This is a genomic window from Pseudoalteromonas sp. MMG010 (assembly GCF_018100905.1).
In the GTDB taxonomy this organism is placed as follows: Bacteria; Pseudomonadota; Gammaproteobacteria; order Enterobacterales; family Alteromonadaceae; genus Pseudoalteromonas.
In genome coordinates this window covers 67156-93766 of sequence record NZ_JAGJEG010000010.1, presented here as the reverse complement: position 1 = coordinate 93766, position 26611 = coordinate 67156, and the positions used below count along the sequence as shown (strand labels likewise).

The following is a 26611-nucleotide window of genomic DNA, read 5'->3' as shown; positions in this document are numbered from 1 at the left end:
AACCCTAAAAATATGTTCAAGCGATTGCGCAAAAAATTGCTGCGCAGTATACCATAAAAATAAAAAAATAGCCTAGCGCTTACTCTGGCTCAACATAATCAACAACTTCTAAATGGAAACCTGATAAAGCATGGTATTTTATCGGGCGACTCATTAAGCGCATTTTTTCAATCCCTAAATCAGCCAAAATTTGTGAGCCAACACCAACAGTACGTGATGTTCCCTTAAATTTACGTGGCGTGACACTTTCACCAGCATCAGCGGCGGCAAATGCTTTAACTGTTGCCTCTAATTCTTCTGTGCTTTCTTGTTTACCTAAAATAACTAAAACACCATCATTTTTGGCGATATAAGCCATAGCTTCAGAAAGGCCCCAACTACGATCGGCATTTCTATCCGACAATAAAATATCATTAAACGTACTTTGTAAATGTACTCTTACCAGCGTCGCTTGCTCTGCTTTAATATCACCTTTGAGTAATACGTAATGAAGTTGGCCATCAATGGTATCTTTATAAGTAACTAAATCAAATTCGCCATGCTCTGTAGGTAGTTTACACTTTGCTACTTTCTCAATTGTGGTTTCGTTAAGATTACGATATTCGATTAAATCAGCAATAGTGCCAATTTTAATGTCGTGTTCTTTAGCAAACACCTCTAAATCAGGTCGGCGCGCCATCGTGCCATCTGCATTGAGTATCTCAACAATAACCGACGATGCTTCAAGTCCAGCTAAACGAGCCAAATCACAACCGGCTTCGGTATGTCCTGCACGGGTTAATACTCCCCCTGGTTGCGCCATGATTGGAAATATATGACCTGGTTGAACAATATCTTCTGGTTGCGCGCCTTTGGCTATGGCTGCTTGCACTGTACGTGCTCTATCGGCAGCAGAGATCCCGGTTGTTACGCCTTTTGCCGCTTCAATCGACATAGTGAAATTAGTTGAAAAAGCAGCACCATTGTTTTTTACCATTAAAGGTAAATCAAGTTGCTCACAACGCGCTTGCGTCATGGTTAAACAAATTAACCCTCGACCGTGAGTTGCCATAAAATTGATTGCATCAGCGCTAATGTGCTCTGCTGCAATAATCAAATCGCCTTCATTTTCTCTGTCTTCGTCATCCATTAAAATAACCATTTTACCGGCTTTAATGTCATCTATAATTTCTTGTGCGCTGTGTAAATTCATACTCTACTCATGTAATTTTGCAGTGTTGTTATTTAGATAAAAAACCTGCTTTAGCAAGTAAGTCCATCGAAATATCTGATCCAGTTGGTTGTTCAGCGCCTTTAATTAAACGCTCTAAGTAACGGGCAATTTGGTCAACCTCTAGGTTAACTTGAGTCCCAACTTTAAAATCGGCAATCGTTGTTTGCTCACTGGTGTGCGGCACAATTGTTAATTTAAATTTATTCTCTTGTACGGCATTTACGGTTAGGCTAATACCATCAATACAAACTGACCCTTTATAAGGGATATACTTCATTAAGTTATTATCGGTTGATAACCAATACTCAGTGGCTCGTGCATTATTTTCAATGGCTGTAATTGTTGCGATACCATCGACATGCCCCGATACTAAATGACCGCCCAAACGAGAGACTGGTTGCATTGCTTTTTCAAGATTAACGGTTTGCCCCACACTATAATGAGCAAAACCAGTTAAGCTAATCGTCTCATTAGATAAATCAGCACTAAAGCCATCGTCATGTTTAGTAACAACCGTTAAACAAACTCCGTTGGTTGCTATACTGTCGCCTAACTTTACATCGTGCATATTAAGATTGGCGCTTTGAATTCGTATCGTTAAGTCGCCTTGTTTTTTTTGTAATAAAGCAATTTTGCCTGTGGCTTCAATTATTCCAGTAAACATCGCGCTACTCTTTATAAAATAAATAAAATATTAATGAGCTTTACTTGCTCGAATACGTAAATCACTACCAACACGTATACACTCATTAAATGTTAAGTTAACAGTGTCATCCATACTCGTTAACTCAGGAAAATTCAGTAAACTACGACCATCATAACCCATTAATTTAGGTGCTAAGTAAATTATATACTCATCGACTAAATTTAACTCGGTCATCTTTCCGGCAAGTGTTGCACCCGCTTCTAACCACACCGTATTAAATTGTAATTGCGCTAATGTTTTTAATACTTCTGTTAAATCAATTTTACTATCAACAGACTTTACTTCGATATGCTTTACAAAATGAGGCCAGTTTAAAGATTTATCAAGTTGCGTCGTAAAAATTATTACCTGCGATTCACAGCTAAATAAAGCAAGCTCGGGGGTCAGTCTATTTTGTGAGTCAATAATAACACGCGCAGGTTGGCGTAAAGGTAACTCAGTGGGCAGTTGTAATGGTAACTCTTCAGCTCGTACATTAAGTTTAGCATTATCAACTAATACAGTATCAGCCCCCGTTAAAATAGCGCAACTTTGAGCTCTAAATAATTGCACATCTTGACGCGCTGCTGAGCCGGTGATCCATTTGCTTTGGCCATTTTTGAGCGCCGTTTTAGCATCAAGGCTTGCCGCCATTTTACACATAACATACGGTAAGCCATATTCCATACGCTTAAAAAAGCCTAAGTTAAGTTCGCGGGCTTTTTCTTCCATTAAGCCATAAGCTACTTCAATTCCAGCATCGGCTAAAATTTTTAAACCTTTCCCTGCAACTTGTGGGTTAGGGTCAACCATTGCAGCTATTACCTTACTAACTCCCGCAGCTTTTAACCCCTCAGCACAGGGCGGTGTACGGCCATAATGACTACATGGTTCTAAGGTGACATAAGCGGTTGCGCCTTGTGCCTTTGAGCCAGCTTGAGCTAATGCATTTACTTCAGCGTGACCTTGTCCTGCTAATTGATGAAACCCTTCGCCAACAATTGTTTCATTTTTAACTAAAACGCACCCAACATTAGGATTTGGGGTTGTAGTAAAACGCCCTTTTTTAGCAAGCTCTATGGCACGGGCCATATACTGATGATCTTGCTCGGTAAAGTGACCTGCCATCGATATCCTACTCCCCTAAACGGGCTATTTCTTCGCCAAACTCACGAATATCTTCAAATGAGCGATACACCGATGCAAAGCGAACATAAGCAACTTTATCGAGTTTTTTTAGCGCTTCCATAATACACTCCCCCACTAAATGACTTGATATTTCCCGCTCACCCGTTGCGCGTAATTGTGATTTAATAATATTTACCACTTCATCAACTTGCTCAGTGCTAACTGGGCGTTTTTCTAGTGCCCGATTTAAACCGTTAAGTAACTTGTCTTCGTTGAAAGGCTCTCGGCTTCCATCTTGTTTAATTACTTTTGGCATCACTAACTCGGCGCCTTCAAAGGTAGTAAAGCGTTCATGACAATCATTACATTCGCGACGACGACGAACTTGATGACCACCACCAACAAGGCGAGAATCAATCACTTTCGTATCTTTTGCTGTACAAAATGGGCAATGCATAACTAGATATTTCCGTTTTAAGAACAAAAAAGGCCGCTTAAAGCGGCCTTTATGATAGCAAAATAGTTCACTATTGTGATCTAAATTACACCAGATATATAATTAAGCGTATACCGGTAATTTTGCACAAATCGATTTTACTTTCTCTTTAACCTGCGCTTGTACCGATGCATCTTCAATATTATCTAATACATCACATATCCATCCAGCTAGCTCTTTAGATTCTGCTTCTTTAAAACCACGACGAGTGATAGCAGGAGAACCGATACGTAAGCCAGAGGTTACAAACGGAGAGCGAGGATCGTTTGGAACCGAGTTTTTGTTAACCGTAATATTTGCATTACCTAATGCCGCATCAGCATCTTTACCTGTGATATCTTTATCGATTAAATCAAGTAAAAACAGGTGATTTTCTGTTTTATCAGAAACGATTTTGTAACCACGTTGCTGCATAACTTCAACCATTGCTTGTGCATTTTTTACAACTTGTGCTTGGTATGTTTTAAACTCAGGTTGTAGTGCTTCTTTAAATGCTACTGCTTTAGCTGCGATGATATGACATAAAGGACCGCCTTGACCACCAGGGAAAACAGCACTGTTAAGCTTTTTATAAATAGCTTCATCGCCACATGCAGAAATAATTAAGCCACCACGTGGACCTGCTAATGTTTTATGCGTCGTCGTTGTAACAACATGTGCATGAGGCACTGGGCTTGGGTAAACACCAGCAGCAATTAAGCCTGCAACGTGTGCCATATCAACAAATAAGTAAGCACCTACTTTGTCGGCAATTTCACGAAATTTAGCCCAATCAACAATACCTGAATAGGCAGAGAAACCGCCGATAATCATTTTTGGTTTATGCTCAAGTGCTAGCGCTTCAACTTGTGCGTAATCTATTTCGCCAGTTGCTTCATCTAAGCCATATTGAATGGCATTATAAAGCTTACCAGAGAAGCTTACATGCGAGCCATGAGTTAAATGACCACCATGAGCTAAGCTCATACCAAGTACAGTGTCGCCTGCTTCTAATAGCGCTAAGAAAACAGCGGCATTAGCTTGCGAACCTGCATGTGGCTGTACGTTTGCATAGTCTGAACCAAATAACTCATTTGCACGATCAATCGCTAATTGCTCAACCACATCAACATGCTCACAACCGCCATAATAACGTTTGCCTGGGTAACCTTCTGCGTATTTGTTTGTTAGCTGAGAGCCTTGAGCTTCTAGTACTCGAGGGCTACAGTAGTTTTCAGATGCGATTAACTCAATGTGTTCTTCTTGACGTGCAGTCTCTTTATTAATTGCGTCAAATAACTCTGGATCGAAATCCGAAATATTCATGCTACGTTCTAACATTGGGGTCTCCTAGGGCAACGTGTATGGTATTGTTTTGAGGTTTTATTGTACTCGTAAATCAGCGCTTTGCCTATACGGTAAAGTTGAGGATATTTAAACAGGGAATGAATTTATTTCACAGTATTTTAATGATGATATTTTTTTATAAATTCATTAAAATTTTAAATGCATTAAATTACCTACATTAAATATTATAATATTTATATCGCGACTTTACCTTTATTAACAAGCAAAAACAGCGGCCATAGCCGCTGTTTTTAGTTAATAACCTAAGTCGTTAATTAACCTAATTTTGCAAGTATTTCAGTACGTAACGCATCATAGTCAGCATTAATATCACTAGCTAAACAAGGCTTAGCTAATGCATCAGCCAGTGGCTTTGGCATTGCTAATTCAATATCTAGTATTTCTTCAACACTGTCTTTAAATTTCGCTGGATGAGCGGTTGCCAAGAAGATCCCCGTTGCACCAGGAGCACGGTTTTTCACAAGACCTTGATATGCAATAGCAGTATGGGGCTCTGCAACATACCCTGTTTGATGAATATTTTTCATCACTGTTTGTGTATCTTGCTCGTTCACACTGCTCGAAAAGAAATTGTCATAACTAAACCAATCGTTATCAAGCATAGTTTGTACACGCGGCCAGTTATTTGGCTTGCTCACATCCATTGCATTTGATAGCGATTCAAGAGTTTCATTGGGTGCCCAATTTTTATCAGCAATAAAACGAGGGACTGTATCATTTTGGTTAGTTGTTGCACTTAGTTTCGCAACCGGTAAGCCAATTACCGCACCAATCATTGCAGCGCATACATTACCAAAATTACCACTTGGTACTGATACATGAGCCGTAGCACGCTTTTCTTTGGGTAATTGTGCGATTGCTTCAAAGTAATAACATACTTGAGCAACTAGACGGCTAATATTAATTGAATTAGCTGAATTAAGTCCTAACGTTGATTTAACTTCATCATCTAAAAATGCATTTTTAACCATAGCCTGACAATCATCAAAACTGCCTTCTACTGCGTAACAATGGATGTTGTTACCTAAAGTAGTAAATAGCTTTTGCTGAGCTAATGAAATTTTGCCTTTAGGGTAAAGTATAACTACATCAATATTAGGCTTGTTATAAAATGCATGCGCAACAGCTGCACCAGTATCACCTGAAGTGGCTGTTAAAATAGTGGTTTTTTCACCTTGGCTAAATTGTGCTAAGCACTCAGCCATAAAACGCCCACCAAAGTCTTTAAATGCAAGTGTAGGACCATGAAACAATTCTAAACAATACGTATTTTCTTCAACTTCCACCAGCTTTACAGGAAAGTTAAACGCATTTTTTACCATCTCTGCGACGGTGTCACTAGGTAGCTCATCGCCAATTAAGTGCGATAATATTTTACTACTACGCGTAACAAAATCCATATCTAGTAAAGCATCAATATCGCTCATAGGCGCTAATGACTCAGGGAAAAATACACCCTGATTACGCCCTAAGCCTGTTTTTACCGCTTCAACAAACGACACTTTTTGTGAATACTCTTTTAAATTATGTAATTGCATGATTAGCTTTTCCTTTATGCTGTTAATTGACGTGTGCCGTCGTTATCTAATTTACACACATGGCAAAAGCCCTGCTCGTTAATGTAATTTTCTTTAAGCCAATCAGCACACTTTTGTGCTGATTCTAATGTTTTACACAGGCTAAATAATGTGGGACCAGCACCAGAAATACTCACTATTTCAGCGCCTAACTCCGGCAGACTCGCTTTAGCCTCGCTAAACCCTTTAATAAGCGGCGCACGATACGGCTCTGCAATAGCATCTTGCATAATGCTTAATGCATCATCAAAACGCTGAGTCAGTAATAAACTGCTAAACGCAGATAAGCGCTGTGCAAACTCAACACTATCGTGCATGCTCAGTTGCTTTGGCAATACCGAACGTGCTTTAGCGGTATTAAGCGAAAAACCAGGAAAAGCAGCAACATAATACCAATTTTCATCGACAGGCAACGTTAATGATTTATTTGGAATTAAATCACCTGTTAGCTGCAATCCACCTAAATAACAGGGCGTAATATTGTCATAGTGACGACCACCGCTAACAATCGCTTCAAAGTCAGCCATCAGTTCAATTAACTCAACTTGACTTAATTGTGTGTCAGCGAACTTATCTAATGCTGCAAACGTAGCAACGACCGAGCACGCACTCGAACCCAGCCCCGATCCGACAGGAAGATTCTTTTTAAGCTCTAACTTAACAGGTGTCATATTAGGGGCTACATGCTGTTTAAAATGCATTAAGCATTGATACGCTAGGTTTTCGCTTGCATCACTTGGTAACTTATGTGCGTATTCACCCGTACAAATAAATTCATCTTTTTCAGCGTCGCTAACAACCACTACATCGCCAAGTAACGTGCCATCAATCGGCGCAAGCGCTGCGCCAAGGGCATCAAAACCGACTGTAAAGTTACCTATAGACGCCGGCGCATAGACTTCAATCATTACTCACTCCTAACGCGATAAGGTTTTTAAAATATCTGCAAACACGCCTGCTGCGGTAACCGCAGAACCGGCACCATAACCACGGATAACAAACGGGCGAGGTTGATAATATTGACTTAAAATAGCTAAGGCGTTTTCGCCATCACGAATTACATTTAACGCGTGGCTACTATCTACAGCCTCAATACCGACTTTACAATGTCCATTAACAATAGTCCCGACATAACGAAGTACTTTGTTTTCGGCTGCAGCTGCTTTAATACGTTGTTCGAAATCAGCATCAAGGCTTGGTAATTTAGCCATAAATTCATCAATGCTATCACCTTCGGCAAACCCTTTTGGCAGCACTGACTCAACTTCAATATCACTGAGTTCTAATTGCATACCCGCTTCACGCGCAATAATTAATAGCTTACGTGCTACATCAGTACCCGATAAATCATCACGTGGATCAGGTTCAGTAAAGCCGCTTTCTTTTGCTTTTATCGTAGCCTGAGATAATGATAAACCATCTTCTAAGGCACCAAACATATAAGATAGTGAACCCGATAAAATACCGCTAAATTCAAGTAGTTCATCACCTGCGCCAAATAATGACTGTAAATTATCAATGACAGGTAAACCTGCACCTACATTAGTTTCGTATAGAAACTTACGATTATTCTTTTGTGTCGCGGCAATTAAATCGCGGTAATAAGCATATGAACTGGTATTTGCTTTTTTATTGGCGGCAACAACATGGAAACCCGCATTTAAAAAATCTAAATATTGGGCAGCAAGTGCATCAGAAGAAGTACAATCAACTAATACCGGATTAACTAAGTGGTTTTGTTTAACAAACTGCTCTACTAACGATAAATCAAACTTTTGCTCAGATGCCGTTAGCTTTTGTTGCCAGTCATCAAAGCTGATACCTTCGCTATCTAAATGAAGTTGACGTGAGTTTGCAACACCGTAAAGGTTAAGCTTAATGTTACGCTTTTCTAACCATGCTTGTTGGCGTTGTAATTGAGAAATAAGTTCTTGGCCTACTAATCCACAGCCAAGTAAAAACACATCAATTGACGGCACATGGGTAAAGAAGTTTTCATGACAAATTTTCACTGCATCATTACATAACTCACCATCAATAACAGCTGAGATTGCACTTTCAGTAGAATCTTGTGCTATTGCAACAATATTGACTTGCGCTTGCGATAATGATGCAAAAAACTTAGCCGCTAACCCTTTATGAGCACGCATATTATCACCCACCAAAGTCACAATAGCTAAATTGCGCTGTACATGAACAGGCTCAATAAGCCCGGCCTTTGACTCCAATTCAAATGCGCTTTGTAATGCATCAAGTGCTAAAGCTAAATCACTTTCGTGTACACAAAAGCTAATACTAAATTCACATGAAGACTGTGTAATTAATACAATTGATACATTGTCGTGTGCAAGCGCATTAAATACCTTCGACGCCATACCAACTTTGCCTTTCATACCTGGGCCTGAAACCGTAAGCATTGCTAAATCTTGTAAACTTGAAAGCGCTTTTACTGGTTCATTCGATGGATAATCGTTACCGATTAATGTTCCTTGAGCATCGGCATTATGCGTATTTTTTATTTCGCAAGGTACAGAGGCCTTTGCACAAGGCAAGATTGTTTTTGGATGAAGAACTTTAGCACCAAAATAAGAAAGTTCCATCGCTTCCTTATATGATAAAAAATCGACCTTTGTCGCTTTTTTAATGTAACGAGGGTCAGCGCTGTAAACACCATCTACATCGGTCCAAATTTGGCAAATCTCAGCCTCTAAACACCCTGCAGCAATGGCAGCAGAATAATCAGAACCATTTCGCCCAAGTGTCGTTAGTTCACCTTGTTCATTACTAGCAGTAAAGCCAGGCATGATATAAATTTTAGCGGGCTGTGCTTTTAATACCGATTGAAAACGCGCTTTACTTGCCACTAAATCAGCTTCAGCATCAATATAGCCACCGGTAGAAGCAATACAAGCTGTGGCTTCAAGATATCGAGCATCGTGAGAGCTCAATAACGACTGCATTAGCGACACGCTAACACGCTCACCAAAACTAATAACAAAAGCTCGCACTTGATCAGGGCAACATTGAATTAGCGATACACCGTCTAATTTATTTTTTAATTCGGCAAAGTTAGGCCAATTTTCTACACTTGGATGGTCTTTTTCAACGCTTGCTTTAAGTGCATCACAACGTGTTACTAAAGCCTGCCATAAATCGCTGATATCTTTCCCTTGCTCTGCTGTACTGGCTAAAGCAACTAAAGAGTCAGTCATTCCGCCAGGAGCTGAAAGCACTAATAGCATTTCATCTTTTAACTGCGCTTTCGCTAATTGAGCTACTTGCTGTAAACATGTGAAATCAGCAAGTGATGACCCACCAAACTTTAATACTCTCATTATTATGCTTCCTCATCCCATAAAACGAAAAAAGGCCTGTGCTTCTTATGAACACAGGCCTTTAAATTTGTTGCACCGACCTATGCCACTATCCAGAAAGAATGATGGTTGTAATAATAATGGTCAGAACACGATTAAATATTTTCATGGCGTAAGATTGCCTCAATAATAGCTATGCTGTCAACCCTATGTGAAAAGATAAAACATCCTTTTTAAATAAAAAACAGACAGCAGATTGATAAAATTATGCAAGTTTCATTAAATTTATACATAAATAATTATAATACTATTTAGCTATTCTTATATTTTTTAGATTTAGATAGTATTCAATAGTTAATCAAAATATTTATTTTTAAGTGTTTATTGACTAACTTTATAGGACAAAATTAAGTAAAGAAGCCAATTTTATAAATTACTTTACTTCGCAGCTAAGGGATCTGAATTTATTATGTTACAAAAAAGCCTTTCTAAGAAGTTGCTCACTCGCGTTTTGTCAGCTTATTTTTTGCTAACATTTGTAGTGACATGCGGGCAAGTAATAGCAGAGTACGTAAATACAAAAGATAATATTCGCAGTGAACTAACCACCCTACAAAAAACCTTTAGCCGTAGTTTAACTCGTGCTATTTGGGAGTTAAATACCAAACAGACCATTACTACAGCAGAAGGATTATTAGCGATCCCAATGATAGAAGGAATAATTGTACGTGATGACAGTGGAGAAATACTCTCGCAATTTGGTAAAACCTTAGATATTGAAGAGCTGTACAGCCAACAACTGGTACTAGAGGAAGTATTAGTAGAGGACACCCAAACCGGCTTATTTGGGTATACTTTCCCTTTAATATTTGAGTTTTCTGGACGAGCAACACAAGTCGGTGATGTCACGTTATTCTCAAGTCGCGAAGTTGTTCTAAGCCGTATTATGGTATCAATTTACTTTTTAATTGGTAATGCCATGATAAAAACTGCATTTTTGATCATGTTATTTTTATTAGCATTTAGAAAGCTACTAACAGACCCTTTGGCACAATTAACTGAACAAATAGAGGACTTAGAGCTAGAAAAGCTAGAAGGCTGCCAAATAGCAATAGAAACCGAAGAGCACAACGAATTAAAAGTAATGGAACAAGCATTTAATAACTTAATAAATAAAGTTATTCAATCAAGGGAAGAGCTAGAGCTGGCGCAAAAAGCTCTCATTATAAGTAATGAAAAACTAGATCAACATAATTTACAGCTTGAGCAAGATGTTGCACGAAAAACCTCTAATTTAAGTCAAGCTATGATGGACTTGCAGCAACAAAAGTATGAATTAGAAAAGCAAAAACTTGCACTTACAGAAGAAGTCGATTTACGCCGTCAAACAGAACAAGAGCTTCTCACTAAGCAAACCGAATTACAAGGCTACCTTGATGAACTTAATCTTGCCCATGAGCGCTTAGTTGGTTCAGAGAAAATGGCAGCTTTAGGCGGCCTTGTTGCAGGGATCACTCATGACATTAATACCCCTATTGGGATTGGTGTTACTGCCACCTCCTTCTTAGAAGAGCGCTTAACACAAATTGATACAGCTTATAAGACAAAAACACTTTCCCCAAAAGCACTTGAAGATTTTATAAATGATGCGAAACAAAGCACCACACTACTTACCAACAATCTAGATAGAGCCTCAGAGTTAATTGCTAGCTTTAAGCAAATTGCAGTTGATCAAGCCAGTGAAGCCATTCGCACAATTAATTTTAAAGATTACGTCAATGAAATTATTCATTCTTTGCATCCAAAAATTAAAAAAACATCACATGAAATCACTCTACAATGTGAAGATGATCTTATTTTAAACTTACCAGCAGGCGCTATTAGTCAAATATTTACTAATTTAATTATGAATTCATTAATTCATGGCTTTGAGTCTATACAACATGGAGTGATTACTATCGACGTTAAACAAAGCGACGAAGACTTAATCATTGATTATAAAGATAATGGCCATGGTGTAACAGCAGAGCAATTAGCTAAATTATTTGACCCATTTTTTACCACTAAACGTGATCAAGGCGGGAGTGGCCTAGGTACGCACATAACATTTAATTTAGTAAAACAAACACTAAGTGGTTCAATCGAGGCCAGTAGTAAAGAAAATGAAGGACTTCATTACCATATTAAATTTCCAAAAAACATGCAAAAACCACTTCCCATTTTTTAATAATAAAAGTGGGTATTTAAATATCACCACATGCATTAAAAGCATCTAACTTACGTTCCAGTGAGCTTATTTTATTGCTATGATTGGACAAATTTTTTATATGGATAATTCTGCATGTGGTTTAGTAACCTTATTTGTTATCGCTTTAAACAAGACGTTTCTTATACTCAAGAAGACTTTGATAAAGCACTAGAGCAAGATTTATTTCGTTCATGTACAGGCCAAGAATTATCAACGTTCGGCTGGACTAAAGCATTTGGTAAACATGGACAAACCCTCTCACACTTTTCTCAAGATAGCATTTTAGTGTGCGCTAAGCGCGAAGAAAAAGTACTCCCTGCTTCTGTGATTAATGAATTAGTTGCCGAAAAAGTTGATTTAATTGAAGCCGAAGAAAACCGCCCAGTTAAAAAGAAAGAAAAAGATGAGTTAAAAGAGAATATTTTACACTCGCTTTTACCTCAGGCATTTAAAAAATCGAGCTTACAATTTGCATTTATCGATCAAAAAAATGGCTGGGTTGTGGTTAATAGCGGTAGTTTTAATAAAGCAGAAGACTTACTGGCATTACTTCGCAAATCACTAGGTACTTTACCCGTCGTTCCAGCCTTTGCTAATTACGACCTAGATGTATTTTTAACTGATTGGCTCACTAATTTTAGCACTCCAGAAGGGTTTGCTATTGGGTCAGATGCAGAACTTGAAGAAGCTGATGACAGTGGCGCTCAAGTTAAGCTTAAAGGGCATGATCTAGCCTGTGAAGAAGTTAAATCTCATTTAGAAAGTGGTAAACGCGTAACTAAACTTGCACTTGACTGGCAAGAGCGTGTTAAATTTATGCTGCAAAACGATGGCTCAATAAAACGCTTAAGTTACAGTGAAACGTTAAAAGAAGAAAATGCCGATATTCCAAAAGAAGATATGGCCGTAAAACTTGACGCAGATTTTATCCTTGCTTCAGAAGAAATAAAACAGCTACTAGAAGAGTTAACCGCGGGTTTAGGTGATGCAGACGATTTAGCTTAATTATTTTAACAGCAATAAAAAAGCACGTTTACTACGTGCTTTTTTTAAAACAAAGGCGTGACCTAGCTAAACATATCTTTAACATCGTCAAGCATGTCATTGTATTCATCGCTTGAAAACAGCTTCATTGAAGGAATAATGCCCTTATCAATATACACTTGAAGCGCAGCTGATTTATCAGATACTTGTAAAATACCCTCTAATATTGCTCCCATTCGAATAAAATCGATATAACTAACTTGCTCTGTATTAAATTTAGGATCAGACCAGTTTTGCGCTACATTAATAAATTCTTCTGGAAAATCCCAAGCCCCCATAATAGAACCCCCTATTTTACCACTTAGCTTTTGTATTGCATGTGCTAAAAAGCTAGGATTAGCAAACACTTCTGGGTGCCTTTCAGCTTCTGTTAGAATAGGTAAAACACCAATATTATAAACTAATGAAGCGAGTGTAATTGCATCGCGGTTAAGGGATGTATGGGTGTTATTTTTTAAATAAAATTCCATTAAACTAATCGCATGGCATGCAACCGTTAAGGTTTTTTGCCATGCTTTTCCCATGTAACCTTTAATAATATCGTTGTTTGAAACAAATAATTGCTCCATCGCCATAGCGGTTGCAATATTTTTTATTTGACGTAAACCAATGCGAGTAACCGCTTGGTGTAAATTAGATACTTTTACAGAGCGCCCCATAAAAGCACTGTTTGCCACTTTAATCATTCTTGCAGATAAAGCTGGGTCAAGAGAAATAACTTCAGCCATCTGCATTAAATTAACATTTGGGTCGTCGGCTGCTTGGCGAACTTTGATGGCCACCTCAGGAAGAGTAGGAAGCACCAATGTGTCGTTATTTATTCTATCGACCAAAATTGTCAATAATGCATTTTCTGTTGACATAGATTTCTTATCCTTTTGTTTTAATCAGCATTTTACAACACCAAGCACCGCAGTAATATTTATTATTACTTAGTATTATCTAACTTAACGCTAAAGTTAAGAAATTTACAGAAATAATTTATTATTAGTAATTTAAGAACAATTTATACATGTTTACTCAGCCTTATCTAAACACGGTAAACCGAGTTAATATAGCCTTAGTTCGCGTAGTTCCGTCGTCTTTCACTTGCTATTTTGTGACGAGATTTGGTTTAATGTAATAACGTTATACAGCCTTTAAATTCGTTTTATACGAACGTGTATACATTTCTCAATTAATTCTTTACAGGCAATAAAATGATCTTAAATAAAATAAGCCATGCAATTATGCTTTCAGGTATGGTGCTGCTAAGTGCATGCTCAGAAAAAGCCCCCGATTCAAACGTAGAAGCGAAAAAGCTATCAGAAAATAAAGCGACGACATCACAACTTATAAATGCCCAACCACAACGATTAAACATTTATACCGATTTTACTCTTACTTCTGATTTATCACACTTAAGTGATAACCAAAAGGCAATGTTAGTAAAGCTAATTGATGCTTCAAAAATTATGGATGACTTATTTTGGCAGCAAGCTTTTGGTAAAAATAAAGCGGCGTTTTTAGCAAAAATAAGTGATGAAAAAGTTAAAAAATTTGCTGATATAAACTACGGCCCTTGGGATCGTTTAAAAGGCGACACCGTATTTTTAAGCGGCTACCCAGAAAAAGCGCTGGGTGCACAATTTTATCCTGCAGACATCACCAAAGAAGAATTAAATAGTGCTGATGTTGCAGATAAAACAGGCCTCTACTCGGTTATAAAACGTGATGAGCAAGGAAATTTATATAGTGTTCCTTATTCGGTTGAATACGCTGAAGAGCTATCAACTGCAGCAAATTTATTACGTGAGGCAAGTAAGCTTGCCGATGATACAGAATTTGCTAATTACTTAAGCATGCGCGCAGATGCTTTACAAAAAGATGACTTTCAAGCATCTGATTTTGCGTGGATGGATATGAAAAACAATCCAATCGATATTGTTATTGGTCCAATTGAAACCTATGAAGATCAGTTATTTGGCTATCGTGCAGCGTATGAATCGTATGTATTAATTAAAGATTTAGCATGGAGTGAACGCTTAGCCAAATTTGCTGCCTTTTTACCTCAATTACAAAAAGATTTACCTGTTGCAGATAAATACAAACAAGAAGTACCTGGTTCTGATGCTGACTTAAACGCCTATGATGTTGTTTACTATGCGGGCCACTCTAATGCGGGTAGTAAAACAATTGCAATCAATCTTCCTAATGATGAGCAAGTTCAACTAGAAAAAGGTACTCGTAGATTACAACTTAAAAACGCAATGCGAGCCAAGTTTGACAAGATTTTGGTCCCTATTGCAGAGCAATTAATCGTACCAGAACAACGAAAACACATTACCTTTAATGCCTTTTTTGCTAACACGATGTTTCATGAAGTTGCGCATGGCTTGGGCATTAAAAACACACTAACAGGCAAAGGGACTGTGCGCCAATCTCTACAAGAGCACGCCAGTGCTTTAGAAGAAGGTAAAGCCGATATTCTTGGCCTTTATATGGTTGAGCAGTTGTTGAAAAAAGGCGAAATAACTCAAGGAACACTAGAAGATTACTACACCACATTTATGGCTGGTATTTTCCGTTCGGTACGCTTTGGAGCAAGCTCTGCACATGGTAAAGCAAATATGATTCGCTTTAACTTTTTTGCACAAGAAGGGGCTTTTTCTAAGAATGAGCAAGGCTTGTATAGCATCAATATGGAAAAAATGAGTAAAGCGATGGCAAAACTTTCCGAACTGATCTTAACTCTCCAAGGCGATGGCGATTATGAAAAAGTAGATCAACTAATTCAAAATTTAGGTGACATCAAGCCTGAACTAGCTCAAGATTTAGAAAAGTTAAGCAAAGCAAATATCCCTGTTGATGTGACGTTTAAACAAGGAGTATCGGAACTTGGCTTACAATAAGTAAACAGTAAAAGTATTTCATAACAAAGCCTTCCTAAATGGAAGGCTTTTTAAATTAACAAGCAATAATATAGTAATTGCTAAAAATGGGCCTTTAACTTTGCTACTTGTTCATCACTATAAGGAATTGCTGGGAATTTACCCCATATAGGTTCTGGCCACGCAATATCTGTTTTATAACGTGCTATATGGTGGATATGTAACTGCGGGACTACATTTCCTAAAGCAGCAATATTAAGTTTATCGGGCTCAAAAACCTGCATGATTAAACGACTAAGTTTGGCTGATTCTTGTAAATAAACAATCTGATCCTCTGCTGATAAATCTATAATCTCGGTTAAATTAGCTTGCCTTGGGACTAACACAAACCAAGGATATTGACTGTCATTTAACAGCAATACTTTACATAAAGGCCAATCGGCAAGTTCAATACAATCACGTGCTAAAGGCGCAGCTAAAATAAAGTCAGGTGTACTCATAAATATTCCCATTTATCTTCGTTAATAATGACTCTATAGCATTTAGTTGCAGTTGCACATGCTTGTGCTTTAACATCTAGCTAATTTTTTATTCGAGCAAAGGCTATTTTGTGCTAAAAACAATAAAACACCTCACTCTTTCATTGCCTCTAATATTTGCAACCGCAAATGCAGTCGCAACCCCATTAACACTTGAACGAATTTTTGATGATCCCAGCCTTGCAGGAAAATCACCTGTACAACTTAAGTTTTCTCCTGATGGCAGCCGTGTTACCTATTTACAAGGCAAAGCCGATGATTATAACCGTTACGACTTATGGGAATATAACTTAAAAGACAAGAGCAACCGTATTTTGGTTGACTCAGCTAAGTTATTTTCAGGCCCCGAAAACCTGTCCGATGAAGAAAAAGCACGCCGCGAACGTCAACGCATTTTTGGTAAAGGGATTTTAGAATATAAATGGTCTAAAGATGGCCAAGCACTTCTATTCCCACTTAATGGTGATCTTTACTATTACGCACTCAGTAGTGGTAAAAGTAAAAAACTAACCAATACTGAAGCTTTTGAAACTGATGCTCGATTTTCTCCTAAGGGCAACTTTGTTTCTTTTATCAGAGAGCAAAACTTATACGCTTTAAATTTAGCTAGCGGCGAAGAAATTCAGCTTAGCAAAGACGGCGGTGGTGTAATTAAAAACGGCATGGCTGAATTTGTAGCTCAAGAAGAAATGAGCCGTATGACCGGTTACTGGTGGGCTAATGATGAATCAAAAATCGCATTTACCCGTGTAGATGAAAGTCCTGTTAAAGAAGCTATCCGTAATGAAATATATGCTGATGAAGTAAAGTTATTTAACCAACGCTATCCTTTTACAGGTACTGATAATGTAAAAATAAAGCTGGGTGTCGTAACGTTAAATAATCAACACATAGATTGGGTAGACTTAGGCGCTAACGAAGATATCTATATTGCGCGTGCTAAATGGTTAAACGACAGTAAAACGCTTTCTTATCAATGGCAAAATCGTTCTCAACAAAAGCTTGAATTACGCTTTTATGATAGTGCTAAAAAATCACAAAAAGTGGCTTTAACCGAAACAAGTAAAACGTGGATAAACTTGCACTTCGATCTTAAATTTTTAACCGACAATAAACATTTTGTATGGGCATCAGAACGAGATGGTTTTAAGCATTTATATTTATATCGTAATAACGGTGAGTTAGTTCGCCAAATTACGGCGGGAGATTGGGTCGTTGATAGTTTAAAAGGTGTTGATGAAAATAAAGGCCTTATTTACTTTTCGGGACGTAAAGACACCCCATTAGAAAGCCACCTTTATACCACCACATTATTTAAAAAAGGCGATATAAAACGCATTACCGAGCAAGGTCAATATCACAATATTGTATTGGCAAAAGATAATAAAACCTTTATTGATACAAGCTCTTCGGTAAATAAACCTAATTCAGCAGCTCTGCGTAAGGTGAATGGCGAGTTTATAACTTGGTTAGAAGAAAACAAGTTAGATAGTAAGCACCCTTTATCGCCTTTTCTTGCTGATTTAGCCGAACCTGAATACGGCACCATAAAAGCCGATGATGGACAAATAATGCATTACCGACTGTTTAAACCAACAAATGTTAACGATGGTAAAAAACACCCCGTGTTAGTAAATGTATATGGCGGACCGCATGCACAACGAGTTACTAATTCATGGCGCAGTAAAAACTTATACTTCCAATATATGGCGCAACAGGGCTATGTTATTTTTCAGCTAGATAATAGAGGCTCTTATAACCGAGGCAAAAAATTTGAAGATGCTATTTATAAACACCTAGGTGTTGTAGAAGTAGCAGATCAAATTAAAGGCGTAGAGTTTTTACGCACCTTAGATTATGTTGATCCACAACGTATTGGCATTTACGGACATAGCTATGGTGGGTACATGGCATTAATGACCATGTTTAAAGCAGGTGATTACTTTCAAGCGGGAGTGTCTGGTGCGCCAGTAACAGATTGGGCGCTGTACGACACTCATTATACCGAACGTTACTTATCACATCCTAAAACCAATGCAAAAGGCTACCAAGACAGCGCTGTTTTCCCTTATGCAAAAGGCTTAAAAGGTCCGCTTATGATTTACCATGGTATGGCCGATGACAATGTATTGTTTACTCATGCAACCAAGCTATTTAAACAATTACAAGATAACGAACAGCAGTTTGAAATGATGACCTACCCGGGTTCAAAACATAGTTTACGAGGTAAGCGAGTACAAACTCATTTACATAAAACCATTACTAACTTTTTTAACCGCCACTTTAACGAGGGTTAGAAATAGAAAATACAAAGTAGACCAAAGGCTGATTGATATATCAGCCTTTTTTTTGGTACAAATAAAAGAATAAGACGAATAAAATTAAATCCCTGCTAGATTTTATAGTTACATTTACTAAACTTATACAATTGAATTATAGCCATAAGTGTTATTGGCTGCTAAATACGAGTTCGGCTAGAGCGTGTGTTTATTACCCATAAAAATACAACTGCTATTTAACCGACGCACTACATAGGTTCTTTTTAGTGTGACTTCTGAGGAAATATAATGTCCTATTTACGCCGTTTTTCTATTGCTCAACGCTTTATTATGTTGGTATGTATTGTAATTATTGGACTTATTGCTTTAAGCGCTTCGAGTTTAAACAACCAATTTAACGCACTTAAAAATGAGCAATATATTAAAACGAAAAACTTGGTCGAAACCGCCTACACAATCATTACTCACAAATATAGCTTGCAGATAAATAAAGAGTTAACCGAGCAGCAAGCAAAAAGCCAAGCTTTAGCGGCAATCAAAGCACTGCGTTATGATAATAATAATTACTTTTGGGTGAATGATTACAGCCCATCAATGGTGATGCACCCAATTAAGCCTGAGCTTGTAGGTAAAGATTTATCTAACAATACAGACCCTGATGGAAAAGCACTTTTTGTCGAAATGGTAAGCGTAGTAGAAAAATCAGGTGAAGGTTATGTACCTTATAAATGGCCAAAACCAGGCTTTAAAAACCCCATAGGCAAAGTCGCTTATGTAAAAGGTTTTTCACAATGGCAATGGATTATTGGCTCAGGTGTATATTTAGATTCTATAGATGCAGCTTTTGCTGAACAACGAAATTTAATCATTATAAATGCTCTTATCATGATAATAGCAGTCATTGCCTTTAGTTTTATGATTGGAAAAAGCATTTTAGCCCCAACACGTTTAACCGCAGATATGATGCAAGACATATCGCAAGGAGAAGGCGACTTAACCCGAAGACTTGATGAAAACGGCAATGATGAAATATCGGAGCTAGCTCGATCATTCAACTTATTTGTTACTAAAATAAGAGAATCATTAACGCATGTTTCACAAAGTGCAAATGACGTCAATGCCCATGCCCATACTGTCGATGACTCAAGTAAAACAAGCCATGCATTTATTGAATTACAAAACGATAGCTCAACACAAGTTGCCGCAGCAATGGAGCAAATGACGCATCAAATTCATGATGTGAGTCGTAATGCCGAAGCTGCTGAAACTGCGGCAAGCGAAACAGCTGCAAATGCATCTACAGGTAAAGACATTGTCTCGCATACAATTTCGGCAATTAAAACACTCTCGCAAGATATTGAAACCGTGAGTCAAGTTACATCAGACCTCGCTCAAGAAAGTAATAACATCGGTTCAGTACTCGATGTGATACGTGAAATAGCCGATCAAACTAACTTACTTGCGCTAAATGCAGCCATTGAAGCTGCTAGAGCTGGTGAACACGGTAGAGGCTTTGCCGTTGTCGCTGATGAAGTAAGAACCCTAGCAAGTCGTACCGGCAAAAGTACTGACGAAATTCAGGTCATGATTGAGAAGCTGCAAAGTGGTGCTAAAGCAGCGGTGAACGCTGTAACCTCTAGCCAAGAACTATCTAGTGCCACTGTACAACAAGCTTCTGAAGCCAATGATTCACTTAACGAAATAGAGCGATTAGCAACAGTTATTACAGATATGAACGGACAAATTGCCAGAGCAACTGAACAGCAAACACAAGCCGCAGACGAGGTTAACTTAAGAATAAATGAGTTATCACAATCAACCGAACAATCTCTCAATAATACATCACAGCTTAGTGATGCGAGTAACAACTTAAAACAAAGTAGTCATCAACTTAGCGAAATTGTTGAGCGTTTTAAACTAAAATAAAAAAAGCCCTATTTGGGCTTTTTAATGTTTAAACACATAAGTTAGGTTTATAAGCAGTAACGAGCAAACAAACTTGCAATTGAAGCCGCTGTTGGCTTACCGTGTTGCCAATCGCCATTTTCAACTCCACTGCCAGCAATATCCATATGCACATAAGGTAGTGGCTGTGTTGAGTCATTTCCATGCTTATCTAGGCCGCCTACTTTAGCTAAAAATGCCATTGGAAATTGATGACCACGAGCAGTAACCGCAGAAGCTGCATTATTACTTGAAAGTACATCATCGGCTAAAGTGCGAGGCTTAACAAAGTCATAATCTTCGCGACGAGAGCGTGACACTTCTGCACCATCAGCCCACAAATCACCGCAATCAGCGATAGAACGAGAAACCTGAGCACTGCGAGCAGGGCCATTTTCGACATAAGCACCATACGGACCGACAGCGCGTGCAGCATGGCCTGTAAGGGTCGCAACAGTAAACAAGGTGGGATTAACTTGTGATTTTGCTAAATCTTTTATTTCGCTTAATAAATCGCCCATAGCTAATCGCCCTTCAGCATCGGTATTACCTATACGTACGCGTACACCCTCTCTGCTTGTAATAATTTCGTCAGGAACAAAACAATCAGAGCCAATTGAGTTACGTACTACAGCTAAATAAGCCACCACTTTAACGCCCGTCGGTTTAAAATCAGCAACCGACTTCATAAAGCCAGCAACCGACGCTGCGCCGCCTTTGTCACGACTCATTCCCGCCATATAACCGCCAACTTTTAAATCAGCGCCGCCGGTATCATATACCAAACCTTTACCGACAAACATTAAAGTGCGGGTGATCTCCCCCTGTGGTACATACTCAAGTTTTACCACTCGAGGATGATGACGCTCAACAGCATAAGAAGCTCGAGCAACCGTGCTAAGCATAGGATAATCTTTATCAATCGCATTAATATCATCTATAACATCAACAGCAACACTTGAGTCTTTAAATAAGTCGATACAATATTGAGCAAAACGAGGTGGTGCCATACGCTCAGGCTCTGTACCACATAAATCACGTGCAGCATATTGCCCTGCGGCAATCGCATTTACAGCGTTAAGGGTATCGGGGTTAGCATCAACTAGACCAATTTGCGTAATGGGTTCAATAGCATCACCATGAAATTCTCGCGCTTCTAGAGGTTGCCACAATGCTTGGCATGCACCTAAATATGCTACTTCTAAAGCATATTGATAACGACTGTCATTCGTTTTGTTGGCGATATATATAACAGGATTAACACTGCCAGATGCTTTTGCTTCAGTTATAGCTAGCTTAGCGACATCAAAGTAACGACGAACATCATCGTAATCTCTAGTAAGTGGCCCTGTAGGGGCTATTATCACTCTTTTATTATCAATAACTAACAAGGTTACTTGCTTAAATATGCGTGAATCTACAGCTGCTTGCTCAGCAATGGCCTGTTGCAAAGGACTATTTGAAAGTGTTGAAAAATCATCTGCGATGATAATTAGTGCATCATGCTCACTGCATTGTGTAGAAACATGCTCATTGCTTGCTAAAACAGCATTTGGGTATGCCATGGGCAAACTCCTATTATAATAAAATCAGTTATTATCCCGCATTTTAGTATTGAAAACCAGTGCCTGAAAATGACCTAAATTAATCTAAAATACTCAACTGTTTTGTTAACAAGTCATCATTTTTAATTCCAACACCAATACCTAGCAATCTAACCGGTTGATGTGTTCCGCGCTCATAGGCTCGCGTTAATAACTCAATAAATATTGCGCTATCAAGTTGTTGATATGCTTGGTCGGCACTGGTAACAACAAAATTAGCAAATTTAACCTTTACGCTGAGCTTATTTACTCTATTTATTAAGTTTTGTTTCGTGAGCCGTATGTTTAGTTCTTCCATTAAAGATGGGAGTTGATCTAAGCAGGCTTGCAAACTGGTTTTGTTATATTCATAGGTATGTTCAACGCTTAATGATTTACGCACTCGTTTATTCGATACTTGACCAATATATTCACCTGCACACTTTTGATACAAAGAAACACCAAAGTTACCTACATGCTGCTGCATCCAATTAATACCTTGCTGACGAACATCGCCACCGGTATAAAGCCCTTTTAAATTAAGCTTCTCTAGCGTTACTTTTCCCACGCCTGGGATTTTGCCAAGTGGAAGCTGGATTAAAAAATCATCTACTTGCTCAGGTAATATAACGCATTGCCCGTTAGGTTTATTTTCATCGCTCGCTATTTTGGCAATAAACTTTACAGGAGCAATGCCTGCAGAAGCTGTAAGTCCAGTTTGTGCAAATATTTGATCACGAATTTGCTGAGCAATTAAAGTCGCACTCCCGTGGCAATGTGTACTTTGGGTCACATCTAAATAAGCTTCATCTAAAGATAAAGGCTCTATCAAATCGGTATATTGAGAAAATATGGCACGTATTTGTTGCGATACCTCTTTATATACAGCCATTCTACCGGGGACGATAACTAAATGAGGGCACAGTTGTTTTGCTCGATAATTAGACATAGCCGAACGCACACCGTATTCACGTGCAATATAATTGGCAGTACTTAAGACACCACGACGGCTTCGCCCACCTATTGCTAATGGAACATTGGCTAATGCAGGATTATCACGCATTTCGACGGCTGCATAAAAGCAGTCCATATCAATATGAATAAACTTTTTCACACACAACAACAACTGTTTATTTATACAGCCATTGTATAGTAAAAACCTTTTTTTATGCAAAAAAAAGCTCCTGATAAATCAGAAGCTTTATTTAATAAAATAAAGAAGCGGTTAAGCGACTGTAATTTTAGCAAATTTTCGTTTACCCACTTGGTAAATAGCCGTACTGTCTTTTGCTATTTCTAGTTTGGTATCAGTAATTTTGTCTTCGCCATTTAGTTTTACTGCGCCTTGTTTAATCATACGCATTGCTTCTGACGTACTGGCAACTAAATTAGCTTCTTTTAATAAGTTAGCAATTAAAATGGTATCGCCATCAATTGTTAATGTTAACTCTGGGATTTCATCTGGTAGCGCTTTCTTTTGAAAACGTTTAATGAAATCATCATGAGCGGCCTGTGCATCAGCCTCACTATGAAAACGAGCAATTAACTCTTTTGCTAACTCAATTTTGATATCTCGTGGGTTTGTACCTTGCTCAACACGCTGTTTTTGTGCTGCAATTTGCTCGATAGATAAACTACTTAATAAATCGTAATAACGCCACATTAGTACATCACTAATCGACATTACTTTACCAAACATGTCATTTGGCGCATCTGTAATACCAATATAATTGCCTAATGATTTAGACATTTTTTGTACGCCATCGGTACCTTCAAGTAGTGGCATCATCAGGACTGTTTGTGGCTTTTGCCCTTCTACTTTTTGCAGCTCCCTACCCATTAATAAATTAAAGCGCTGGTCAGTACCACCAAGCTCAACATCAGACTCAAGTGCAACAGAGTCCCACCCTTGTACTAATGGATATAAAAACTCATGAATAGCAATTGGTTGGCCACCTGCATAGCGCTTTTTAAAGTCATCTCGTTCAAGCATACGCGCAACTGTTTGGTTTGCGGCTAGCTTGATCATACCCGCAGCCCCTAAGTTTTCCATCCAAGTAGAGTTAAATGCAACAGTGGTTTTCGCCGGATCGAGTATTTTAAATACCTGCTCTTTGTACGTTTCTGCATTCGCTAATACATCTTCACGAGTAAGTGGCTTACGCGTCACATTTTTACCTGTTGGATCACCAATCATTCCGGTAAAGTCGCCAATTAAGAAAATAACCTCATGACCTAAATCCTGAAAGGTTTTCATTTTATTAATTAGTACTGTGTGGCCTAAATGTAAATCAGGTGCGGTGGGATCAAACCCGGCTTTTATTTTTAACTTTTTACCTGATTTTAATTTTTCGACTAATTCGTCTTCAATTAAAATTTCTTCTGCACCGCGTTTTATCTCTGCTAGAGCGGTTTGTAAATCCACTGTGTTTTACTCCAAAATTCGGCCACCAAACGGACGATTAGTTACTTGCTTAAATTCGACACTTGTCGAAATTGATATATACGCTAAACATAACAAATTTTTACCTAATTAAAACGCATTTTTCAGTGATTTAAAAAACTTTGTAAAATGTGAGAGTTTTAAACTCAAAAAGCAGTCAAAAAGGCTATGTAAAAGGGGATTCTAACGCAATTTAGCGCTAGTTTAAATCTACAAAATACTGGTATTCGCAGATTATTAAGTATATCCTGCAATATTATCTATTTATTTTTCTTGACAGCAAAAAGGCGCGTTATGGTTCACGTGGTTCGCACGCTCCCCAAAAAGCACAAATTATTTATTCTTTGTTTTGCGATCTTTCTTATCGGCTTAATGTTTTTACCTTCTGAAAAAGCCACTGCCTCTAAAGACAATAGTGCTGATGCATTAGAAATTGGCAAGCGTTACGAGCTACAAGTTAAAGTCGAAGATAACGAAAAACTGACTGAACTTAATGCATTACCAGCTGAGCCAGTTACAAGCACACCCGAATACAACTTTATCGATCACAAAGTAAAAAATGGCGATAACCTTGCAATCATTTTTCAGCGCGCCGGTTTTTCTGCCAAAACTCTTTATAATTTAATAAATACCAATGCCGAAACCCGTAAGCTAAAAAAAATCCACCCAGGTGAAACATTAAGTTTTGCCACAGCCCAAGATGGCTCATTAGCGCAGCTAAAATACGTTATTTCTAAAACCGATACATTATTTGTTACTTTAAATGATGAAGGCAAATACGATACTAAAATTGAAAGCAAAGAAATAGAAACCTTGACTAAAACAGCGGTAGGCGAAATAGCCAATAGTTTTTGGACTTCAGCAATTTCGGCTGGTTTAAGTGAACGTCAAATAATGAACTTTGCTGATATTTTTGGTTGGGATGTCGATTTTGCCAATGATATTCGAAAAGGTGATTCATTTGGTTTAATTTACGAGTCTCATTATGTTGACGGCGAGTTTATTGGCACGGGCAAAATTATTGCCGCTGAATTTATAAACCAAGGCCAACGCTATGCTGCAATCCGCCATACCGATGGTAACTTTTATACGCCTGAAGGGCGCAGTATGAAAAAAGCCTTCCTACGTGCTCCGGTTAACTTTAAATATATTAGCTCTAGCTTTAATCCCAGACGTTTACACCCTGTTACGGGGAAAATTAAAGCGCACCGAGGTATAGACTACGCAGCTCGTACAGGTACCCCTGTCGTTGCAGCTGGTAATGGTAAGGTTATTAAATCAGGCTATAGTAAATACAATGGTAACTATGTATTTATTAGCCATGGCACGCAATACGTAACTAAATACCTGCACCTTAATAAACGTCTTGTTAAAACGGGACAAAAGGTAAAACAAGGTAAAAAAATAGGTACTGTCGGTTCTACAGGACGAGTGACTGGCGCGCACTTACACTACGAATTTTTAGTTAATGGCGTACACCGTAATCCAAAAACAGTGAAATTACCAAAATCAGAGCCGCTGCCACGCGCAGAGCTTGCTAAATTTAAACCGATAGCCGATAACTTCGTCGCGCAACTAGAGCATAGCCGCAAGTTGCAACTCGCACTGAACTAAAATCAATACGATAAAAAAGCCTTGGTATGTTATTTACCAAGGCTTTTTTGTATCTGTTAAATGCACTTCAAAATATAAAAGTTAATTAAATATAATATAAAGCAATTGTATAACTAAAGAGAGCATCACTAATGGCCAAATATACTTACTGTATTTAGTTGCGCCCTGTAATCCCACTTTACTTTGATACTTCTCTAATAGTGGAATAATAATCACCAATGCCACAACCAAGCTAATTAAAATCAATACTATATTCATCGTACCTCCTGAAAATCATACACTTAGCG

Annotated in this window: 20 protein-coding genes; 6 read left to right on the top strand and 14 right to left on the bottom strand. The window is 38.2% G+C overall.

The window, feature by feature from the left end; all coding sequences use genetic code 11:
- Nucleotides 1-79 precede the first annotated feature (79 nt).
- The 8 genes from ribBA to thrA all read right to left on the bottom strand — a co-directional run bounded on the left by ribBA (nt 80) and on the right by thrA (nt 9781).
- Complete coding sequence (gene ribBA / locus J8L70_RS11745) at nt 80-1192, bottom strand: bifunctional 3,4-dihydroxy-2-butanone-4-phosphate synthase/GTP cyclohydrolase II (protein ID WP_211055778.1); 1113 nt, start codon at nt 1190-1192, stop codon at nt 80-82.
- A 28-nt stretch (nt 1193-1220) separates the two neighbouring features.
- Nucleotides 1221-1877: a riboflavin synthase gene (locus J8L70_RS11740; protein WP_211055777.1), complete on the bottom strand. Its 657-nt coding sequence runs from the start codon at nt 1875-1877 to the stop codon at nt 1221-1223.
- A 30-nt stretch (nt 1878-1907) separates the two neighbouring features.
- The gene (ribD, locus tag J8L70_RS11735) at nt 1908-3026 is read right to left on the bottom strand and encodes a bifunctional diaminohydroxyphosphoribosylaminopyrimidine deaminase/5-amino-6-(5-phosphoribosylamino)uracil reductase RibD (protein ID WP_211055776.1); all 1119 of its coding nucleotides are present in this window, start codon (nt 3024-3026) and stop codon (nt 1908-1910) included.
- A 7-nt stretch (nt 3027-3033) separates the two neighbouring features.
- Nucleotides 3034-3483: a transcriptional regulator NrdR gene (nrdR, locus tag J8L70_RS11730; protein ID WP_211055775.1), complete on the bottom strand. Its 450-nt coding sequence runs from the start codon at nt 3481-3483 to the stop codon at nt 3034-3036.
- Nucleotides 3484-3585: 102 nt separating this feature from the next.
- Nucleotides 3586-4842, bottom strand: coding sequence for a serine hydroxymethyltransferase (gene glyA / locus J8L70_RS11725; RefSeq protein ID WP_211055774.1), 1257 nt, complete (start codon nt 4840-4842; stop codon nt 3586-3588).
- A gap of 281 nt (nt 4843-5123) precedes the next feature.
- Nucleotides 5124-6407 (bottom strand): threonine synthase, encoded by a 1284-nt coding sequence (thrC, locus tag J8L70_RS11720; RefSeq protein WP_211055773.1) that lies wholly within the window; start codon nt 6405-6407, stop codon nt 5124-5126.
- Nucleotides 6408-6421: 14 nt separating this feature from the next.
- Nucleotides 6422-7354 (bottom strand): homoserine kinase, encoded by a 933-nt coding sequence (gene thrB, locus J8L70_RS11715; RefSeq protein WP_211055772.1) that lies wholly within the window; start codon nt 7352-7354, stop codon nt 6422-6424.
- A 9-nt stretch (nt 7355-7363) separates the two neighbouring features.
- Nucleotides 7364-9781: a bifunctional aspartate kinase/homoserine dehydrogenase I gene (gene thrA, locus J8L70_RS11710; protein WP_211055771.1), complete on the bottom strand. Its 2418-nt coding sequence runs from the start codon at nt 9779-9781 to the stop codon at nt 7364-7366.
- Between the two features lie 448 nt (nt 9782-10229).
- Here thrA and J8L70_RS11705 point away from each other — a divergent pair, with 448 nt between their 5' ends.
- On the top strand, nt 10230-11987 hold the full coding sequence (locus tag J8L70_RS11705; protein ID WP_211055770.1) for a HAMP domain-containing sensor histidine kinase: 1758 nt from the start codon (nt 10230-10232) through the stop codon (nt 11985-11987).
- Nucleotides 11988-12101: 114 nt separating this feature from the next.
- Complete coding sequence (gene rdgC / locus J8L70_RS11700; RefSeq protein WP_211055769.1) at nt 12102-13013, top strand: recombination-associated protein RdgC; 912 nt, start codon at nt 12102-12104, stop codon at nt 13011-13013.
- Between the two features lie 62 nt (nt 13014-13075).
- Here the strand turns inward: rdgC and J8L70_RS11695 are convergent, their stop codons facing one another.
- Complete coding sequence (locus J8L70_RS11695; protein WP_211055768.1) at nt 13076-13915, bottom strand: HDOD domain-containing protein; 840 nt, start codon at nt 13913-13915, stop codon at nt 13076-13078.
- Between the two features lie 336 nt (nt 13916-14251).
- On the opposite strand from J8L70_RS11695, the gene J8L70_RS11690 reads away from it, so the two are divergent.
- Nucleotides 14252-15943, top strand: a complete 1692-nt coding sequence (locus tag J8L70_RS11690; RefSeq protein WP_211055767.1) for a Zn-dependent hydrolase — start codon at nt 14252-14254, stop codon at nt 15941-15943.
- 80 nt (nt 15944-16023) lie between these two features.
- Here J8L70_RS11690 and J8L70_RS11685 read toward each other — a convergent pair whose 3' ends face one another.
- Nucleotides 16024-16422 carry an HIT domain-containing protein gene (locus J8L70_RS11685; RefSeq protein ID WP_211055766.1) on the bottom strand — a complete coding sequence of 133 codons (399 nt, stop codon included), beginning with the start codon at nt 16420-16422 and terminating at the stop codon, nt 16024-16026.
- A 110-nt stretch (nt 16423-16532) separates the two neighbouring features.
- Between J8L70_RS11685 and J8L70_RS11680 the strand changes: the two genes are divergently transcribed.
- On the top strand, nt 16533-18758 hold the full coding sequence (locus J8L70_RS11680; protein ID WP_211055765.1) for a S9 family peptidase: 2226 nt from the start codon (nt 16533-16535) through the stop codon (nt 18756-18758).
- A 270-nt stretch (nt 18759-19028) separates the two neighbouring features.
- The gene (locus J8L70_RS11675) at nt 19029-20666 is read left to right on the top strand and encodes a methyl-accepting chemotaxis protein (protein ID WP_211055764.1); all 1638 of its coding nucleotides are present in this window, start codon (nt 19029-19031) and stop codon (nt 20664-20666) included.
- A 47-nt stretch (nt 20667-20713) separates the two neighbouring features.
- On the opposite strand, the gene J8L70_RS11670 is transcribed toward J8L70_RS11675, so the two are convergent.
- From J8L70_RS11670 to tyrS, 3 genes are all read right to left on the bottom strand, one after another.
- Nucleotides 20714-22249: a leucyl aminopeptidase family protein gene (locus J8L70_RS11670; RefSeq protein ID WP_211055763.1), complete on the bottom strand. Its 1536-nt coding sequence runs from the start codon at nt 22247-22249 to the stop codon at nt 20714-20716.
- Nucleotides 22250-22328: 79 nt separating this feature from the next.
- Nucleotides 22329-23381 (bottom strand): DNA polymerase IV, encoded by a 1053-nt coding sequence (dinB, locus tag J8L70_RS11665; protein ID WP_211055762.1) that lies wholly within the window; start codon nt 23379-23381, stop codon nt 22329-22331.
- 111 nt (nt 23382-23492) lie between these two features.
- On the bottom strand, nt 23493-24692 hold the full coding sequence (gene tyrS, locus J8L70_RS11660; RefSeq protein ID WP_211055761.1) for a tyrosine--tRNA ligase: 1200 nt from the start codon (nt 24690-24692) through the stop codon (nt 23493-23495).
- 312 nt (nt 24693-25004) lie between these two features.
- On the opposite strand from tyrS, the gene J8L70_RS11655 reads away from it, so the two are divergent.
- On the top strand, nt 25005-26324 hold the full coding sequence (locus J8L70_RS11655; RefSeq protein WP_211055760.1) for a peptidoglycan DD-metalloendopeptidase family protein: 1320 nt from the start codon (nt 25005-25007) through the stop codon (nt 26322-26324).
- 81 nt (nt 26325-26405) lie between these two features.
- On the opposite strand, the gene J8L70_RS11650 is transcribed toward J8L70_RS11655, so the two are convergent.
- Complete coding sequence (locus J8L70_RS11650) at nt 26406-26582, bottom strand: hypothetical protein (RefSeq protein WP_211055759.1); 177 nt, start codon at nt 26580-26582, stop codon at nt 26406-26408.
- Nucleotides 26583-26611: the final 29 nt, after the last annotated feature.

Excerpts from the sequence above, each read along its gene's own strand:
- J8L70_RS11650 (WP_211055759.1), bottom strand. The coding sequence starts at position 26,582 with ATGAATATAGTATTGATTTTAATTAGCTTGGTTGTGGCATTGGTGATT.
- rdgC (WP_211055769.1), top strand. The coding sequence starts at position 12,102 with ATGTGGTTTAGTAACCTTATTTGTTATCGCTTTAAACAAGACGTTTCT.
- thrA (WP_211055771.1), bottom strand. The coding sequence starts at position 9,781 with ATGAGAGTATTAAAGTTTGGTGGGTCATCACTTGCTGATTTCACATGT.
- J8L70_RS11670 (WP_211055763.1), bottom strand. The coding sequence starts at position 22,249 with ATGGCATACCCAAATGCTGTTTTAGCAAGCAATGAGCATGTTTCTACA.
- J8L70_RS11675 (WP_211055764.1), top strand. The coding sequence starts at position 19,029 with ATGTCCTATTTACGCCGTTTTTCTATTGCTCAACGCTTTATTATGTTG.
- J8L70_RS11655 (WP_211055760.1), top strand. The coding sequence starts at position 25,005 with ATGGTTCACGTGGTTCGCACGCTCCCCAAAAAGCACAAATTATTTATT.
- thrB (WP_211055772.1), bottom strand. The coding sequence starts at position 7,354 with ATGATTGAAGTCTATGCGCCGGCGTCTATAGGTAACTTTACAGTCGGT.
- nrdR (WP_211055775.1), bottom strand. The coding sequence starts at position 3,483 with ATGCATTGCCCATTTTGTACAGCAAAAGATACGAAAGTGATTGATTCT.
- ribD (WP_211055776.1), bottom strand. The coding sequence starts at position 3,026 with ATGGCAGGTCACTTTACCGAGCAAGATCATCAGTATATGGCCCGTGCC.
- J8L70_RS11705 (WP_211055770.1), top strand. The coding sequence starts at position 10,230 with ATGTTACAAAAAAGCCTTTCTAAGAAGTTGCTCACTCGCGTTTTGTCA.
- J8L70_RS11740 (WP_211055777.1), bottom strand. The coding sequence starts at position 1,877 with ATGTTTACTGGAATAATTGAAGCCACAGGCAAAATTGCTTTATTACAA.
- J8L70_RS11685 (WP_211055766.1), bottom strand. The coding sequence starts at position 16,422 with ATGAGTACACCTGACTTTATTTTAGCTGCGCCTTTAGCACGTGATTGT.
- J8L70_RS11695 (WP_211055768.1), bottom strand. The coding sequence starts at position 13,915 with ATGTCAACAGAAAATGCATTATTGACAATTTTGGTCGATAGAATAAAT.
- thrC (WP_211055773.1), bottom strand. The coding sequence starts at position 6,407 with ATGCAATTACATAATTTAAAAGAGTATTCACAAAAAGTGTCGTTTGTT.
- J8L70_RS11690 (WP_211055767.1), top strand. The coding sequence starts at position 14,252 with ATGATCTTAAATAAAATAAGCCATGCAATTATGCTTTCAGGTATGGTG.
- ribBA (WP_211055778.1), bottom strand. The coding sequence starts at position 1,192 with ATGAATTTACACAGCGCACAAGAAATTATAGATGACATTAAAGCCGGT.
- glyA (WP_211055774.1), bottom strand. The coding sequence starts at position 4,842 with ATGTTAGAACGTAGCATGAATATTTCGGATTTCGATCCAGAGTTATTT.